Annotated in this window: 16 protein-coding genes; 13 read left to right on the top strand and 3 right to left on the bottom strand. The window is 52.4% G+C overall.

Going from position 1 to position 16392, the window contains the following annotated elements; all coding sequences use genetic code 11:
• Window positions 1-70: 70 nt before the first annotated feature.
• The 7 genes from ubiE to tatD all read left to right on the top strand — a co-directional run bounded on the left by ubiE (window position 71) and on the right by tatD (window position 5585).
• Window positions 71-826: a bifunctional demethylmenaquinone methyltransferase/2-methoxy-6-polyprenyl-1,4-benzoquinol methylase UbiE gene (gene ubiE / locus On2M_RS23480; protein ID WP_003017897.1), complete on the top strand. Its 756-nt coding sequence runs from the start codon at window positions 71-73 to the stop codon at window positions 824-826.
• A gap of 13 nt (window positions 827-839) precedes the next feature.
• Window positions 840-1445: an SCP2 domain-containing protein gene (gene ubiJ, locus On2M_RS23475; protein ID WP_210905525.1), complete on the top strand. Its 606-nt coding sequence runs from the start codon at window positions 840-842 to the stop codon at window positions 1443-1445.
• Window positions 1442-3082, top strand: a complete 1641-nt coding sequence (gene ubiB, locus On2M_RS23470) for a ubiquinone biosynthesis regulatory protein kinase UbiB (RefSeq protein ID WP_151220035.1) — start codon at window positions 1442-1444, stop codon at window positions 3080-3082. The genes ubiJ and ubiB overlap by 4 nt, the downstream gene beginning before the upstream one ends.
• A gap of 78 nt (window positions 3083-3160) precedes the next feature.
• Window positions 3161-3415 (top strand): Sec-independent protein translocase subunit TatA, encoded by a 255-nt coding sequence (gene tatA, locus On2M_RS23465; protein ID WP_003017888.1) that lies wholly within the window; start codon window positions 3161-3163, stop codon window positions 3413-3415.
• 3 nt (window positions 3416-3418) lie between these two features.
• Window positions 3419-3967, top strand: a complete 549-nt coding sequence (gene tatB, locus On2M_RS23460; protein WP_151220034.1) for a Sec-independent protein translocase protein TatB — start codon at window positions 3419-3421, stop codon at window positions 3965-3967.
• A gap of 2 nt (window positions 3968-3969) precedes the next feature.
• Window positions 3970-4761: a Sec-independent protein translocase subunit TatC gene (gene tatC, locus On2M_RS23455; protein ID WP_003017884.1), complete on the top strand. Its 792-nt coding sequence runs from the start codon at window positions 3970-3972 to the stop codon at window positions 4759-4761.
• A gap of 41 nt (window positions 4762-4802) precedes the next feature.
• Window positions 4803-5585 carry a 3'-5' ssDNA/RNA exonuclease TatD gene (gene tatD, locus On2M_RS23450; RefSeq protein ID WP_151220033.1) on the top strand — a complete coding sequence of 261 codons (783 nt, stop codon included), beginning with the start codon at window positions 4803-4805 and terminating at the stop codon, window positions 5583-5585.
• Between the two features lie 4 nt (window positions 5586-5589).
• Here tatD and rfaH read toward each other — a convergent pair whose 3' ends face one another.
• Window positions 5590-6078 (bottom strand): transcription/translation regulatory transformer protein RfaH, encoded by a 489-nt coding sequence (rfaH, locus tag On2M_RS23445; RefSeq protein ID WP_151220032.1) that lies wholly within the window; start codon window positions 6076-6078, stop codon window positions 5590-5592.
• Window positions 6079-6282: 204 nt separating this feature from the next.
• Here rfaH and ubiD point away from each other — a divergent pair, with 204 nt between their 5' ends.
• Both ubiD and fre read left to right on the top strand, forming a co-directional pair.
• Window positions 6283-7776 (top strand): 4-hydroxy-3-polyprenylbenzoate decarboxylase, encoded by a 1494-nt coding sequence (gene ubiD, locus On2M_RS23440; RefSeq protein WP_187254155.1) that lies wholly within the window; start codon window positions 6283-6285, stop codon window positions 7774-7776.
• Between the two features lie 40 nt (window positions 7777-7816).
• Entirely contained in the window at window positions 7817-8518 is a 702-nt protein-coding gene (gene fre / locus On2M_RS23435; RefSeq protein WP_151225768.1) for an NAD(P)H-flavin reductase, read from the top strand.
• 184 nt (window positions 8519-8702) lie between these two features.
• Here the strand turns inward: fre and fadA are convergent, their stop codons facing one another.
• Window positions 8703-9866 (bottom strand): acetyl-CoA C-acyltransferase FadA, encoded by a 1164-nt coding sequence (gene fadA / locus On2M_RS23430; RefSeq protein WP_151220031.1) that lies wholly within the window; start codon window positions 9864-9866, stop codon window positions 8703-8705.
• A 9-nt stretch (window positions 9867-9875) separates the two neighbouring features.
• Window positions 9876-12065 carry a fatty acid oxidation complex subunit alpha FadB gene (fadB, locus tag On2M_RS23425; protein ID WP_151220030.1) on the bottom strand — a complete coding sequence of 730 codons (2190 nt, stop codon included), beginning with the start codon at window positions 12063-12065 and terminating at the stop codon, window positions 9876-9878.
• A gap of 189 nt (window positions 12066-12254) precedes the next feature.
• Between fadB and pepQ the strand changes: the two genes are divergently transcribed.
• Genes pepQ through hemG form a run of 4 tightly spaced genes read left to right on the top strand, consistent with a single transcriptional unit; the run spans window position 12255 to window position 16247 of the window.
• Window positions 12255-13586: a Xaa-Pro dipeptidase gene (gene pepQ / locus On2M_RS23420; RefSeq protein WP_187254157.1), complete on the top strand. Its 1332-nt coding sequence runs from the start codon at window positions 12255-12257 to the stop codon at window positions 13584-13586.
• Entirely contained in the window at window positions 13586-14200 is a 615-nt protein-coding gene (locus On2M_RS23415; protein ID WP_151220028.1) for an IMPACT family protein, read from the top strand. Before pepQ ends, On2M_RS23415 begins: the two co-directional genes overlap by 1 nt.
• A 38-nt stretch (window positions 14201-14238) precedes the next feature.
• Complete coding sequence (trkH, locus tag On2M_RS23410) at window positions 14239-15690, top strand: Trk system potassium transporter TrkH (protein ID WP_151220027.1); 1452 nt, start codon at window positions 14239-14241, stop codon at window positions 15688-15690.
• Between the two features lie 11 nt (window positions 15691-15701).
• The gene (gene hemG / locus On2M_RS23405) at window positions 15702-16247 is read left to right on the top strand and encodes a menaquinone-dependent protoporphyrinogen IX dehydrogenase (RefSeq protein ID WP_210905524.1); all 546 of its coding nucleotides are present in this window, start codon (window positions 15702-15704) and stop codon (window positions 16245-16247) included.
• Window positions 16248-16392 lie beyond the last annotated feature (145 nt).

Here is a 16392-nt window from a genome sequence, read left to right as displayed (position 1 = left end):
CAGAAGGGTAGGGCAAATTGGCCCAATCTGTTACACTTCTCGAACATTTTTTGAATGAGCAGGCACTGAGATGGTGGATAATTCACAAGAAACGACGCACTTTGGCTTTCAGACCGTCGCTAAAGAGCAGAAAGCTGACATGGTGGCCCACGTTTTTCATTCTGTGGCCTCTAAATATGACGTTATGAATGACTTAATGTCATTCGGCATTCATCGTTTGTGGAAACGCTTCACCATTGACTGCAGTGGCGTGCGTCGCGGACAAACCGTTCTCGATTTGGCTGGCGGTACCGGCGATCTGACGGCGAAATTCTCTCGCATGGTAGGCGAAACCGGCAAAGTTGTGCTGGCGGATATCAATGACTCGATGCTCAAAATGGGTCGTGAAAAGCTGCGCAATATCGGTGTAGTGGGGAACGTTGAGTACGTTCAGGCGAATGCGGAAGCATTACCTTTCCCTGACAACACGTTTGACTGCATCACCATCTCTTTCGGTCTGCGCAACGTGACGGATAAAGACAAAGCATTACGCTCAATGTATCGCGTGTTGAAGCCGGGCGGGCGTCTACTGGTGCTGGAGTTCTCTAAGCCGATTATCGAACCGCTGAGCAAAGCCTACGACGCGTACTCTTTCCACGTTCTACCGCGTATTGGCTCAATGGTAGCAAGCGATGCAGACAGTTATCGCTATTTGGCGGAGTCAATCCGCATGCATCCCGATCAGGACACCTTAAAAGCAATGATGCAAGATGCCGGGTTCGAAAGCGTTGATTACTACAACCTGACGGCAGGTGTCGTTGCGCTGCATCGTGGTTACAAGTTCTGACAGGAGATTGGGGATGCCTTTAAAACCCTTAGTGACCGCAGGCGTTGAAAATCTGCTCAACACCTTTCTGTACCGTTCCCCTGCGCTCAAGTTAGCCAGAACGCGTTTACAGGGAAAAGTGCTACGTGTTGATCTCAAAGGATTTTCAACACCGTTAGTTCTGGTGTTCAGTGAGCGCCAGGTCGATGTGCTGGGGGTATGGGAAGGCGAAGCCGATTGCACCGTAATCACACATGCCAGCGTGTTACCGAAACTACGCGATCGGCAGCAACTCACCACGCTTATTCGCAGCGGTGAGCTGGAAGTCCGGGGCGATATTCAGGTCGTACAGAACTTTGTTGCGTTGGCCGATCTGGCGGAGTTTGATCCCGCTGAACTGTTAGCGCCCTATACTGGCGATATCGTCGCGGAAGGGGTTAGCAAAGTGTTGCGTGGTGGAACGAAGTTCCTGTGCCGCAACATTCAACGCCAGCAGCGCTATGTTGCTGAAGCGCTCACCGAAGAGTGGCGCATGGCTCCTGGTCCGCTTGAGGTTGCATGGTTTGCAGAAGAAACGGCAGCCGTTGAGCGCGCGGTCGAATCTCTGGCAACACGGCTGGAAAAACTGGAGGCCAAATGACGCCAGGTGAAGTACGGCGCCTTTATTTCATCATTCGCACTTTTTTAAGTTATGGCCTTGATGAACTCATCCCTAAAATGCGTATCACGCTGCCGCTCCGGCTGTGGCGTTACTCGCTGTTCTGGATGCCCAACCGACACAAAGATAAACCACTGGGAGAAAGGCTGAGACTGGCTTTACAGGAACTTGGCCCGGTGTGGATCAAGTTTGGGCAAATGCTCTCAACCCGTCGTGATCTTTTCCCTCCTCACATCGCCGATCAGCTAGCGCTACTGCAGGATCGGGTTGCGCCATTCGATGGGCAACGCGCGAAAGAACAAATCGAAGAAGCGATGGGCGGACTGCCCGTCGAAGAATGGTTTGATGATTTTGAGATCACGCCGCTGGCATCTGCATCTATTGCTCAGGTTCACACTGCACGGCTGAAATCGAATGGCAAAGAGGTGGTGATCAAAGTTATTCGCCCGGACATCCTGCCGGTAATCAAAGCGGATTTAAAACTGATCTATCGCCTTGCTCGTTGGGTTCCTCGCCTGCTGCCTGATGGTCGTCGCCTGCGGCCAACAGAAGTGGTCCGTGAATATGAAAAGACGTTGATTGATGAACTGAATTTGCTGCGCGAGTCAGCGAACGCGATTCAGCTGCGACGTAATTTTGAAGACAGCCCGATGTTGTACATCCCGGAAGTGTACTCCGACTATTGCAGTCAGAACATGATGGTGATGGAGCGCATTTACGGTATTCCCGTTTCAGATGTCGCCACGCTTGAGAAGAACGGCACCAATATGAAGTTGCTGGCTGAACGCGGTGTTCAGGTCTTCTTTACTCAGGTTTTCCGTGACAGCTTTTTCCATGCGGACATGCACCCCGGGAATATTTTCGTAAGTTATGAGCACCCTGAAAACCCGAAATACATTGGTATTGATTGTGGGATAGTGGGTTCTTTAAACAAAGAAGATAAGCGCTACCTGGCTGAAAACTTCATCGCGTTCTTTAACCGTGACTACCGCAAAGTTGCTGAACTGCACGTGGATTCTGGCTGGGTTCCGCCGGATACCAACGTTGAAGAGTTCGAATTTGCCATTCGTACCGTGTGTGAGCCGATTTTTGAAAAGCCGTTGGCGGAAATTTCCTTTGGTCATGTGCTGTTGAATCTGTTCAACACTGCGCGCCGATTCAACATGGAAGTTCAGCCTCAACTGGTATTGCTTCAGAAGACGCTGCTGTATGTTGAAGGTGTCGGACGACAGCTCTATCCGCAGCTAGATTTATGGAAAACGGCTAAGCCATTCCTCGAATCCTGGATCAAAGATCAGGTCGGTATTCCGGCACTTGTCAGGGCATTTAAAGAAAAAGCACCGTTCTGGGTCGAAAAAATGCCAGAAATACCTGAACTGGTGTATGACAGTTTGCGCCAGGGCAAATATTTACAGCACAGTGTTGATAAGATTGCCCGCGAGCTTCACGCGAATCATGTACGTCAGGGACAATCCCGTTATTTATTGGGCATTGGCGCAACATTGTTGCTAAGTGGAACATTCCTGCTGGTAAGCCGTCCTGAGTGGGGGCTTATGCCGGGCTGGTTGATGGCAGGCGGTGTCCTGGCCTGGTTAATCGGCTGGCGCAAAATGCGCTGAATTTTTCATCGCCCAAGGCAGGCCGTGTAACGTATACTACGGCCTTATTAATTCATCATCTATGACAGAGGAACATGTATGGGTGGTATCAGTATTTGGCAGTTGTTGATCATTGCCGTCATCGTTGTACTGCTATTTGGCACCAAGAAACTCGGCTCCATCGGTTCCGATCTTGGCGCATCGATTAAAGGCTTCAAAAAAGCGATGGGTGATGATGAGCCTAAGCAAGATAAAACCAGCCAGGACGCTGATTTTACAGCTAAATCCATCACCGATAAGCAGGGCGAAGTGAAAAAGGAAGACGCCAAAAGCCAAGATAAAGAGCAGGTATAATCCGTGTTTGATATCGGTTTTAGCGAACTGTTATTGGTGTTCGTGATCGGCCTCATCGTTCTGGGGCCGCAACGATTACCCGTAGCGGTAAAAACGGTTGCTGGCTGGGTGCGTGCTTTACGTTCCCTGGCAACTACTGTTCAGAATGAACTGACCCAGGAGCTTAAGCTTCAGGAGTTTCAGGACAGCCTGAAGAAAGTAGAGAAAGCGAGCCTGACAAATCTGACCCCGGAGCTGAAAGCCTCAATGGATGAGCTGCGTGAAGCGGCAGAATCGATGAAGCGTTCATACAGCGTGCACGATCCTGAGAAAGCGAGCGATGAAGCGCACACTATCCACAATCCGGTGGTGAAAGAAGGTGAAGCGCAGCGAGAAGGGGTCACCCCTGCCGCCGCTGAAAACCAGGCCAGTTCGCCGGAGCAAAAACCGGAATCCACGGGTGCTACAACGCCAGAGCCGACGGAAAACGCTTCCGCCACGTTGATGGATGCAGAAAAGAAAGCTGCCGCACCTGTTGTCGAATCCTCACCCTCGTCGAGTGATAAACCGTAAACATGTCTGTAGAAGATACCCAACCGCTCATCACGCATCTTATTGAGCTGCGTAAGCGACTCCTGAACTGCATTATTGCGGTAATCGTGATCTTTCTGGCGTTGGTTTATTTTGCCAACGACATTTACCATATGGTTGCAGCGCCGCTGATTAAACAGATGCCGCAGGGCGCAACGATGATTGCCACTGATGTGGCCTCGCCGTTCTTTACCCCGATCAAGTTGACCTTCATGGTGTCGCTGATCCTGTCAGCGCCAGTGATCCTCTACCAGGTGTGGGCATTCATTGCGCCAGCTTTGTATAAACATGAACGTCGCCTGGTGGTGCCACTGCTGGTTTCCAGTTCGTTATTGTTTTATATCGGCATGGCATTCGCCTACTTTGTCGTCTTCCCGTTGGCGTTTGGTTTTCTGGCCAACACGGCTCCGCAAGGTGTACAGGTATCGACGGACATTGCCAGCTATCTCAGCTTCGTCATGGCGCTGTTTATGGCTTTCGGTGTCTCTTTTGAGGTTCCGGTTGCCATCGTCCTGCTATGCTGGATGGGCATTACAACGCCTGACGATTTACGCAAGAAACGTCCTTACGTTGTAGTTGGGGCATTTGTCGTCGGGATGTTACTGACCCCGCCGGATGTTTTCTCGCAAACGCTGTTGGCGATACCGATGTACTGCCTGTTCGAGGTGGGTGTTTTCTTCTCCCGTTTCTATGTCGGTAAGCGACGTACGCGAGATGAGGACAACGAGGCTGAAGAAGCAAAAGAAGCCGAAGCCACTGAGAAAACTGAAGAATAAATTCAACCGCCCGTCAGGGCGGTTGTCATATGGGAGGAAGCATGTTTGATATTGGCGTTAATTTAACCAGTTCACAATTTGCGAAAGACCGGGATGAGGTCGTGGCGCGCGCCTTTGCTGCGGGCGTAAACGGTATGCTTCTGACCGGAACAAACCTGCACGAAAGTCAGCAAGCGTTAAAGCTGGCGCAACATTATCCGCATTGCTGGTCCACGGCTGGCGTGCATCCCCATAACAGCAGTCAATGGCAATCCTCAACGGAAGACGAGATTATCGCGCTGGCAAACCAGTCGAAGGTGGTTGCTATTGGTGAATGCGGCCTGGATTTCAATCGTAATTTCTCCACCCCGCAAGAGCAGGAGCGTGCGTTTGAGGCACAGCTTCGCATTGCCGCTGAACTGCAGATGCCGATTTTCATGCATTGTCGGGATGCGCATGCGCGTTTTCTGACATTACTGGAGCCGTGGCTGGATAGCCTCCCCGGCGCAGTGCTGCACTGTTTCACCGGCTCGCGTCAGGAGATGCAGGACTGCGTGGACCGAGGACTTTATATCGGTATTACCGGATGGGTCTGTGATGAGCGCCGGGGAATGGAACTACGGGAGCTGCTGCCGTTTATCCCGGTGGAAAGACTGCTGATAGAAACCGATGCGCCTTATCTACTTCCTCGCGACTTAATGCCGAAACCAGCCTCACGGCGCAATGAACCGGCGCACCTGCCACATATTCTTGAGCGTATTGCACACTGGCGCGGAGAAGATCCTCAATGGTTGTCAGCAACCATTGATGCTAACGTCAGAACGCTGTTCGAAGTGGCCTTCTAACGGCTTATATTTTTCGAAAGCCAGTATTTTTCACGCTCTGCTTAATCTCTTTATTCAGCAGGTTAAGCAGCAGCATGGAGCGCGCTTCGCCATCCGGCTCGGTGAAAATCGCCTTTAACCCCTCAAACGCCCCTTCAGTGATAATCACACTGTCCCCAGGCTGAGGGGTCTGAGGATCAACAATACCTTCAGGCTTGTAGATGGAAAGCTGGTGAATAACGGGAGAAGGGACGGTCGCTGGCGTTGCGCCGAAGCGTACGAAATGACTGACACCACGCGTGGCGTTGATGGTAGTGGTGTGGATCACTTCTGGGTCGAACTCGACAAACATGTAATTAGGGAATAGCGGTTCACTGACCGTGGCACGTTTACCGCGCACCATTTTTTCCAGGGTGATCATAGGCGTCAGGCAGTTCACCGCCTGCCTTTCCAGGTGTTCCTGGGCTCGCTGAAGTTGCCCACGTTTGCAGTACAGTAAATACCAGGCTTGCATAATAACTCTTATCCGCTTGTTCTGAGCGCCAGCATAGCAAAAGCCATGAGTTAAGTTAATTATACCTGTCTCAAAGCAGGCTGAAACCCAATGGGTATATACTCCCAGAGCTTAAATGCATCGCCAGAGTTCACGCTAATTTAACAAAAATACAGCATCACAATGATGAACGCCGTATAATGAAGCGCTTACGAAGAGGCCACAATGGACGCCATGAAATATCACGATTTACGCGACTTCCTGACGCTGCTTGAACAGCAGGGCGAGCTCAAACGCATTTCGCTTGAGGTGGATCCCCACCTGGAAATCACTGAAATTGCCGACCGCACCCTGCGTGCCGGTGGGCCTGCGTTACTGTTTGAGAATCCTAAAGGCTATTCAATGCCGGTGTTGTGTAACCTGTTTGGCACACCGAAGCGTGTTGCGATGGGTATGGGGCAAGAAGATGTCTCGGCATTACGGGAAGTCGGTAAACTGTTGGCGTTTTTGAAAGAGCCAGAGCCACCGAAAGGATTCCGCGACCTGTTTGATAAGCTGCCGCAGTTTAAGCAGGTGCTGAACATGCCGACTAAGCGGTTGCGCGGTGCGCCTTGTCAGCAAAAGGTCTTCTCCGGCGATGACGTTGATTTAAATCGTATTCCGATTATGACCTGCTGGCCGGAAGATGCGGCGCCGCTGATTACCTGGGGGCTAACCGTAACGCGCGGCCCGCATAAAGAGCGGCAGAATTTGGGTATCTATCGCCAGCAGTTGATTGGCAAAAACAAGCTCATTATGCGCTGGCTGTCCCACCGCGGCGGAGCGCTCGATTATCAGGAATGGTGCGCGGCGCATCCTGGTGAGCGCTTCCCGGTTTCAGTTGCGCTGGGTGCAGACCCTGCGACCATTCTGGGGGCCGTCACGCCCGTCCCAGATACATTATCCGAGTATGCATTTGCCGGGCTGTTACGTGGTACCAAGACCGAAGTGGTCAAATGTATTTCCAACGATTTGGAAGTACCCGCCAGCGCTGAAATTGTGCTCGAAGGGTATATCGAGCCGGGTGAGTTGGCCCCGGAAGGGCCGTATGGCGATCATACCGGGTATTACAACGAAGTAGATAGCTTCCCGGTCTTTACCGTGACGCATGTTACCCAGCGTGAAGATGCTATTTATCACTCTACCTATACCGGACGTCCGCCTGATGAGCCAGCAGTGCTCGGCGTGGCGTTGAACGAAGTATTTGTTCCTATTCTGCAAAAGCAGTTCCCGGAAATCGTCGATTTTTACCTGCCTCCGGAAGGCTGTTCATACCGTCTGGCAGTGGTGACGATGAAAAAACAGTACGCTGGCCATGCTAAACGCGTCATGATGGGTGTTTGGTCGTTTTTGCGCCAGTTTATGTACACCAAATTTGTTATTGTCTGCGATGATGACGTCAACGCACGTGACTGGAATGATGTGATTTGGGCAATTACTACCCGTATGGACCCTGCCCGGGATACGGTACTGGTAGAGAATACGCCAATTGATTACCTGGACTTTGCCTCGCCGGTTTCCGGCCTTGGTTCAAAAATGGGGCTGGATGCCACAAATAAATGGCCGGGCGAAACCCAACGTGAATGGGGACGTCCGATTAAAAAAGATCCTGAAGTGACTGCGCGTATTGACGCTATTTGGGATGAACTGGCCATCTTTAATGACGGCAAAAGCGCCTGAGGCGCGATCATTTTGCCTATTGATCCGACAGAGAGAGCGCATGACAACCTTAAGCTGTAAAGTGACCTCGGTAGAAGCTATCACTGACACCGTATATCGCGTTCGTTTAGTGCCTGACGCGGCGTTTTCCTTTCGTGCTGGCCAGTATTTAATGGTCGTGATGGATGAAAGGGATAAGCGTCCGTTCTCCATGGCATCAACGCCGGACGAGAAAGGATTCATTGAGCTGCACGTTGGCGCTTCTGAGCTAAATCTTTATGCCATGGCCGTGATGGACCGCATTCTGAAAGACCGGGAGATCAAGGTCGATATTCCGCATGGCGAAGCTTGGCTGCGTGATGAAGACGAGCGCCCGTTGATCCTGATCGCAGGCGGCACGGGGTTTTCTTACGTGCGTTCCATTCTGCTCACCGCGCTGGCGCGTAATCCCAACCGCGATATCACCATTTACTGGGGTGGGCGCGAAGAGAAACATCTCTACGATCTCTCTGAGCTGGAAGCGTTGTCAGTTAATCACCCGAACCTGCGCGTTGAGCCGGTGGTGGAACAGCCTGAAGACGGCTGGCGTGGTCGTACGGGCACCGTGTTAACGGCAGTATTGCAGGATTACGGTACTCTGGCGGAACACGATATCTACATTGCTGGTCGTTTTGAGATGGCCAAAATCGCGCGCGATCTGTTCTGCAATGAACGCAGTGCGCGTGAAGACCGTCTGTTTGGCGATGCTTTTGCATTCATTTAGTAATAAAAAACCCGCCCCTGACAGGCGGGAAGAACGGCAACTAAACCTTTCCCCGTCATAATTCACACTGCTTCTTTGTTGGCTGCCTTTTCTCACCCCGGTCACATAGTTATCTATGTTCCCGGGGATTCGCTCAGTTGCCGCCGCGATGCAGCGCGAATTATTTAGGGGAATTTATCTTTGATTAAACTCGCTCAAATACCGTTGCGATGCCCTGCCCTAACCCGATACACATCGTCGCCAGACCAAACTGCACGTCTTTGCGTTCCATCAGGTTGAGCAGGGTGGTGCTAATACGCGCACCGGAACATCCCAGTGGGTGGCCCAGGGCGATTGCGCCGCCGTTGAGGTTGATCTTCTCGTCTATCTGCTCCATCAGCCCCAGATCTTTAATGCACGGCAGGATCTGGGCGGCAAAGGCTTCGTTCATTTCAAACAAGCCGATGTCGCTGGTGGAGAGTCCCGCTTTTTTCAGCGCCAGTTTTGAGGCCGGAACCGGACCGTAACCCATGATTGAGGGGTCGCAGCCGACAACAGCCATCGAACGAATACGGGCACGCGGCGTCAGACCCAGCTCACGGGCGCGGCTTTCGCTCATCACCAGCATTGCCGCTGCGCCGTCGGAGAGCGCGGAGGAGGTACCCGCAGTGACCGTTCCGCTCACCGGATCGAACGCCGGACGCAGGGTGGACAGCGCTTCAACGGTTGTCTCCGGGCGAATAACCTCATCGTAGTTAAACTGCTTCAGCACGCCGTCTGCGTCATGACCACCGGTTGGGATGATTTCATTCTTAAAGGCGCCGGACTGTGTGGCGGCCCAGGCGCGGGCGTGTGAACGTGCGGCGAAGGCGTCCTGCATTTCACGACTGATGCCGTGCATGCGCGAAAGCATTTCTGCGGTCAGGCCCATCATCCCCGCAGCTTTTGCTACGTTGCGGCTCATGCCTGGGTGAAAATCAACGCCGTGGCTCATTGGTACATGGCCCATATGCTCCACGCCACCAATCAGGCACGCCTGTGCATCGCCGGTCATGATCATACGTGCCGCGTCGTGCAGCGCCTGCATTGATGAACCGCACAGGCGGTTCACGGTGACCGCCGGAACGGAGTGCGGGATTTCCGCCAGCAGCGAGGCGTTACGGGCGATGTTGAAACCCTGCTCCAGCGTTTGCTGCACACAGCCCCAGTAAATGTCATCCAGCGCGGTTGGATCCAGTGCCGGATTACGCGCCAGCAGGCTACGCATTAAGTGTGCGGAGAGATCTTCTGCCCGCACGTTACGAAACGCCCCCCCTTTTGAACGGCCCATCGGGGTACGGATCGCATCAACAATTACAACCTGTTCCATTGTGACTCCTTAAGCCGTTTTCAGGCTGCCAACCGGGCGGGCAGGCTCAACCTGGGGATAATACGGTTCGTTATGGCGCGCTTTATCACGCAGGCCGGCCGGAACTTCATACAGCGCTCCGAGGTGCTGATATTGCTGGGCCATATCGAGATACTTCGCGCTGCCGAGCGTATCCAGCCAGCGGAACGCGCCGCCGTGGAACGGAGGGAAGCCCAGGCCATACACCAGTGCCATATCGGCTTCTGCCGGACTGGCGATAATGCCTTCTTCCAGACAACGCACCACTTCGTTGACCATTGGGATCATCATGCGGGCGATAATCTCTTCATCACTGAAGTCGCGTTTAGGCTGGCTGATATCTGCCAGCAAACCATCAACGGTGGCATCTTCTTCTTTCTTCGGCTTGCCTTTGTTGTCTTCTTTATAGCGCCAGAATCCAAGACCGTTTTTCTGCCCGAAACGGTTAGCATCAAACAGTGCGTCTATCGCGTCGCGATAATCTTTCTGCATCCGTTGTGGGAAACCTGCAGACATTACCGCCTGCGCGTGATGTGCAGTATCAATACCCACCACGTCCAGCAGGTAAGCCGGACCCATTGGCCAGCCAAACTGTTTTTCCATGATTTTGTCGACTTTGCGGAAATCCGCTCCGTCGCGCAGCAGCTGGCTGAAACCGGCAAAATACGGGAACAGCACGCGGTTCACGAAGAAACCGGGGCAGTCGTTGACCACAATTGGCGTTTTGCCCATCTGGCTTGCCCATGCGACAACTTTGGCGATGGTTTCATCCGAGCTTTTCTCGCCGCGAATGATCTCAACCAGTGGCATGCGGTGTACTGGGTTAAAGAAGTGCATCCCACAGAAGTTTTCCGGGCGCTTGAGCGCGCTGGCCAGTTCGTTGATTGGGATGGTGGAGGTATTCGAAGCCAGTACCGTATCCGGGCGAACTTTGTCTTCAGTCTCCGCCAGCACCGCTTTTTTCACTTTCGGATTTTCCACGACCGCTTCAACTACCACATCCACACGTTCGAAACCGCTGTAGTCGAGGGTAGGATGAATGGTGGAAATCACGCCCGCCATTTTCAGACCGTCAATTTTGCCGCGTTCAAGCTGTTTGTTCAGTAGCTTGGCTGCTTCGGTCATACCGAGCGTTAATGATTTGTCATTGATATCTTTCATCACAACCGGCACGCCTTTCCAGGCTGACTGGTACGCGATGCCGCCGCCCATAATACCTGCGCCCAGCACTGCCGCTTGCTTTGGCGCATCAATATTTTTGGTGAGTTTTTTGGCTTTGGCTTTCACGAACTGATCGTTCAGGAAGATCCCAACCAGCGCGCGAGCTTCACTGGTGTGCGCCAGTGGCACAAAGCTTTTATTTTCCAGATTCAGCGCTTCTTCACGACCAAAACGGGCCGCTGCTTCAATGGTTTTCACTGCGGTAATCGGTGCGGGATAGTGCTTACCTGCCGTCTGCGCCACCATACCTTTAGCGATGGTAAAGCTCATGGCCGCTTCAATTTTGCTGAGCTTCAACGGCTCAAGCTTCGGCTGACGTTTGGCTTTCCAGTCGAGATCGCCATTAATTGCCTGTCGTAATACCGCAATCGCGCCATCAAGCAGTTTGTCTTGCTTCACTACGCCATCGACCAGGCCGATTTTCAGCGCCTGCTCAGCGCCAACATCTTTACCCGCAGCAATAATTTCCAGAGCGCTGTCTGCGCCCAGCATACGTGGCATACGTACGGAGCCGCCAAAGCCCGGCATGATACCCAACTTAGTTTCCGGCAGGCCGATGCGCAGGTCTGGTGTTGCCAGGCGATAATCGGTTGCCAGGACACACTCGCAGCCGCCGCCCAGTGCGTAGCCGTTTACCGCTGAGAGGGTCGGCACAGGCAGATCTTCGAGGCGGTTAAAGACGCTGTTAGCAAAATGCAGCCACTGGCTCAACTGCTCTGCAGGCACGAGGAACAGTGAAAGGAATTCGGTGATATCGGCACCAACAATAAAGGCTGCTTTGTTAGAGCGCAGCAGCAGCCCTTTTAAATTCGGTTGATTTTCCAGCACGTCAAGCGCATGGCCCAGGCTGGCAACGGTGGCCGTGTCGAGTTTATTGACCGAACCAGGGGCATCGAACACCAGTTCGGCGATGCCATCTTCCAGCCAGTCGAGGTACAGGGTGTCGCCTTTGTAAAGCATGTCAGTCTCCTGAATCCGCAAGGTGATCTGGTCATACCAGATGAATCGAAGTGTGTATTTTGTGTTAAAAAAATGCAAATGAATGATTAAAGAAATGACGATTTGATCACGCTCGGTAGAAATCACGCACTCACAAGGCGATGTGCTAAGATGCGGAGACTTGAGGTCAAAAAAACAGAAGGATAGAAAATGGAATCACTGGCCGCACTCTATAAAAATCATATCGTTACCCTACAAGAACGGACGCGCGACGCGCTGGAACGCTATAAGCTGGATGCGTTACTTATTCATTCAGGTGAGCTGATTAACGTCTTTCTCGACGATCATCCATATCCGTTTAAGGTCAATCCGCAGTTCAAAGCCTGGGTGCCTGTAACGCAGGTTCCTAACTGCTGGTTGTTGGTGGATGGTGTGAATAAGCCAAAGCTGTGGTTCTACCTGCCGGTTGATTACTGGCACAACGTTGAGCCGCTGCCGACCTCCTTCTGGACGGAAGAGATCGAGATCATCGCGCTGCCAAAAGCGGATGGTATTGGTAGCCAACTGCCTGCTGCTCGCGGCAATATCGGTTACATCGGTCCCGTTCCGGAACGCGCGCTGCAACTGGACATCGCGGCCAGTAACATCAACCCGAAAGGGGTGATCGACTACCTGCATTATTACCGTGCTTATAAAACGGATTACGAACTGGCCTGTATGCGCGAAGCGCAGAAAATGGCGGTGAATGGACACCGTGCCGCGGAAGAAGCGTTCCGTTCCGGAATGAGCGAGTTTGACATTAACCTTGCTTACCTGACGGCTACCGGTCATCGCGACACCGACGTGCCGTACAGCAATATCGTGGCGCTTAACGAGCATGCTTCGGTTTTGCACTATACCAAGCTGGATCATCAGGCTCCGTCTGAAATCCGTAGCTTCCTGCTGGACGCAGGTGCGGAATATAACGGCTATGCGGCAGACCTGACGCGCACCTGGTCGGCGAAAAGCGACAACGACTATGCGCATCTGGTGAAGGATGTGAATGACGAGCAACTGGCGTTGATTGCCACGATGAAAGCGGGCGCCAGCTATGTGGACTACCACATTCAGTTCCATCAGCGCATCGCGAAACTGCTACGTAAGCATCAAATTATCACCGATATGAGTGAAGAAGCGATGGTTGAAAACGATCTTACCGGGCCGTTTATGCCGCACGGTATTGGTCACCCGCTGGGCCTGCAGGTACATGATGTTGCTGGCTTTATGCAGGATGACAGCGGTACCCACCTGGCTGCGCCGTCGAAGTATCCTTATCTGCGTTGCACCCGCGTTTTGCAACCGGGCATGGTTTTGACGATCGAACCGGGCATCTATTTTATTGAATCGCTGCTGGCACCGTGGCGTGAAGGGCAGTTCAGCAAACACTTCAATTGGCAGAAAATCGAAGCCCTGAAACCGTTCGGCGGTATTCGTATTGAGGACAACGTGGTGGTCCACGAAAACAATATCGAAAACATGACCCGGGATTTAAAACTGGCGTAATGGACAGTTGGTTAATCCCTGCGGCGCCGGTAAGCGTCGTTGAAGAGATCAAAAAAAGCCGCTTCATTACGCTGATCGCCCATACGGACGGTGTAGAAGCGGCAAAAGCGTTTGTTGAGTCAGTTAAAGCGGAACACCCGGACGCCCGTCATCATTGTATGGCGTGGGTGGCGGGTGCGCCCAATGACTCGCAACAGCTGGGATTTTCCGATGATGGCGAACCGGCGGGTACGGCAGGCAAACCGATGCTCGCACAGCTGATGGGGAGCGGCGTCGGTGAGATTACCGCGGTGGTGGTGCGCTACTACGGCGGTATCCTTCTGGGTACGGGGGGACTGGTAAAAGCCTATGGTGGTGGTGTGAATCAGGCGCTGCGGCAGTTAACGACACAGCGCAAGACGCCATTAACCGAATATACTTTGCAGTGTGAGTACGGTCAGTTGGCAGGTATTGAAGCTTTGTTGGGGCAGTTTGACGGTAAAGTCATTGCCAGTGATTACCAGGCTTTTGTTCGGCTCAGGGTGGCGCTTCCTTATGCCAAAGTGGATGGATTTTCGGCAAAACTGGCGGATTTTAGTCGTGGTTCATTGCAATTGTTAGCGATTGAAGAATAATCCCCACCTCATTTTAAAGAACTAAGGAAGCGGCAGAGATGCATTTTCGCGCCATCACCCGAATCGTTGGACTACTGGTCATCTTATTCTCGGGGACAATGATTATCCCCGGACTGGTAGCGCTCATTTATCGCGATGGGGCTGGGCGTGCATTTACCCAAACTTTCTTCGTTGCTCTGGCTATTGGCTCTATGCTGTGGTGGCCAAACCGTAAAGAGAAGGGCGAGCTGAAATCGCGCGAAGGATTTCTGATTGTTGTTTTATTTTGGACCGTGCTGGGGAGCGTGGGTGCGTTGCCATTCATTTTTTCGGAAAGTCCTAACCTCACAATAACCGACGCTTTTTTTGAATCCTTTTCCGGATTAACTACCACAGGTGCGACGACGCTGGTGGGGCTGGATTCATTGCCACACGCGATTCTCTTTTATCGCCAGATGCTGCAATGGTTCGGCGGGATGGGGATCATCGTGCTGGCAGTGGCTATCCTGCCTATTCTTGGCGTGGGTGGCATGCAGCTCTATAGGGCAGAAATGCCCGGACCGCTGAAAGATAATAAAATGCGCCCGCGTATTGCCGAAACAGCAAAAACGCTGTGGCTTATCTATGTATTACTGACGGTGGCCTGCGCGCTGGCGCTATGGTTTGCCGGGATGCCCGCGTTTGATGCCATTGGGCACAGCTTTGCCACAATTGCTATCGGCGGCTTTTCCACACACGATGCCAGCGTGGGATATTTTGACAGTCCCACGATTAATACGATTATTGCTATCTTCTTGCTGATCTCCGGCTGTAACTATGGTCTGCACTTCTCTTTATTAAGCGGGCGTAGTCTGAAGGTCTACTGGCGCGATCCGGAATTCCGTATGTTCATCGGCGTACAGTTGACGCTGGTGGTTGTCTGTACGCTGGTGTTGTGGATACATAATACCTATGGGTCGGCGCTCACGACCATCAACCAGGCTTTTTTCCAGGTAGTGTCGATGGCGACGACTGCCGGATTTACTACAGATAGTATTGCCCGCTGGCCGCTGTTCCTACCGGTGCTGTTGCTGTGTTCTGCGTTTATCGGCGGGTGTGCCGGGTCGACGGGCGGTGGCTTGAAGGTGATTCGTATCCTGCTGCTGTTTAAACAGGGTAACCGTGAATTGAAACGACTGGTACACCCGAATGCGGTTTACAGTATCAAGCTGGGGAATCGTGCGTTGCCGGAGCGAATTCTTGAAGCCGTATGGGGATTCTTCTCTGCTTATGCGCTGGTCTTTATTATCAGTATGCTGGCGATTATTGCGACCGGCGTAGATGACTTCTCTGCGTTTGCCTCTGTGGTCGCGACGCTGAATAACCTGGGGCCCGGGCTGGGGGTTGTTGCCGACAACTTTGCCAGTATGAACCCCGTAGCGAAGTGGATCCTGATTGCCAATATGCTGTTTGGTCGTCTGGAGGTCTTTACTCTGCTGGTACTTTTTACACCTACCTTCTGGCGTGAATAATGGAGTAACACGTGAAAACACTGATTCTTTTTTCTTCCCGGGACGGACAAACGCGCGAAATCGCCGAGTATCTGGCTTCTGAGCTCAAAGAGCTGGGTGTTTGGGCGGATGTGCTTAATTTGCATCGTACCGCGGAGCCCGACTGGCAAAATTATGACAGCGTGGTGATTGGCGCCTCGATTCGCTATGGTCATTACCATGCTGCTTTCCAGGAATTTGTGAAAAAGCATGCCACGCGATTGAATGCGATGCCGAGTGCGTTCTACTCCGTTAACCTGGTTGCCCGTAAACCGGAAAAACGTACGCCTCAAACTAACAGCTATGCGCGCAAGTTCCTGATGAGTTCGCCGTGGCGGCCAGATCGTAGCGCAGTTATTGCCGGTGCTTTGCGGTATCCCCGTTATCGCTGGTATGACCGCGTTATGATCCAACTGATAATGAAGATGTCAGGCGGTGAAACGGATGCGAATAAAGAAGTGGTGTATACCGATTGGGAACAGGTTGCGGGTTTCGCGCGGGAAATCGCTCAGTTAACCCACAAAACGGTGTCAAAATAAACGTAAAGTATAAAAAATAATCACTCGGAAAATTATTTTAAATTTCCCCTTGTCAGCCTGAAATAACTCCCTATAATGCGCCTCCACTGACACGGAACAACGGATTACAAGCCGCCGGGTCAGCGGGGTTCCACTGAGAACTTCG

Source organism: Citrobacter sp. On2M (assembly GCF_018035235.1).
In the GTDB taxonomy this organism is placed as follows: domain Bacteria; phylum Pseudomonadota; class Gammaproteobacteria; order Enterobacterales; family Enterobacteriaceae; genus Citrobacter; species Citrobacter meridianamericanus.
This window is presented reverse-complemented; position numbering and strand designations above follow the sequence as displayed.

Excerpts from the sequence above, each read along its gene's own strand:
- pepQ (WP_187254157.1), top strand. The coding sequence starts at position 12,255 with ATGGAATCACTGGCCGCACTCTATAAAAATCATATCGTTACCCTACAA.
- ubiE (WP_003017897.1), top strand. The coding sequence starts at position 71 with ATGGTGGATAATTCACAAGAAACGACGCACTTTGGCTTTCAGACCGTC.
- On2M_RS23415 (WP_151220028.1), top strand. The coding sequence starts at position 13,586 with ATGGACAGTTGGTTAATCCCTGCGGCGCCGGTAAGCGTCGTTGAAGAG.
- fadB (WP_151220030.1), bottom strand. The coding sequence starts at position 12,065 with ATGCTTTACAAAGGCGACACCCTGTACCTCGACTGGCTGGAAGATGGC.
- fadA (WP_151220031.1), bottom strand. The coding sequence starts at position 9,866 with ATGGAACAGGTTGTAATTGTTGATGCGATCCGTACCCCGATGGGCCGT.
- tatD (WP_151220033.1), top strand. The coding sequence starts at position 4,803 with ATGTTTGATATTGGCGTTAATTTAACCAGTTCACAATTTGCGAAAGAC.
- tatA (WP_003017888.1), top strand. The coding sequence starts at position 3,161 with ATGGGTGGTATCAGTATTTGGCAGTTGTTGATCATTGCCGTCATCGTT.
- ubiB (WP_151220035.1), top strand. The coding sequence starts at position 1,442 with ATGACGCCAGGTGAAGTACGGCGCCTTTATTTCATCATTCGCACTTTT.
- ubiD (WP_187254155.1), top strand. The coding sequence starts at position 6,283 with ATGGACGCCATGAAATATCACGATTTACGCGACTTCCTGACGCTGCTT.
- rfaH (WP_151220032.1), bottom strand. The coding sequence starts at position 6,078 with ATGCAAGCCTGGTATTTACTGTACTGCAAACGTGGGCAACTTCAGCGA.
- tatC (WP_003017884.1), top strand. The coding sequence starts at position 3,970 with ATGTCTGTAGAAGATACCCAACCGCTCATCACGCATCTTATTGAGCTG.
- fre (WP_151225768.1), top strand. The coding sequence starts at position 7,817 with ATGACAACCTTAAGCTGTAAAGTGACCTCGGTAGAAGCTATCACTGAC.
- ubiJ (WP_210905525.1), top strand. The coding sequence starts at position 840 with ATGCCTTTAAAACCCTTAGTGACCGCAGGCGTTGAAAATCTGCTCAAC.
- trkH (WP_151220027.1), top strand. The coding sequence starts at position 14,239 with ATGCATTTTCGCGCCATCACCCGAATCGTTGGACTACTGGTCATCTTA.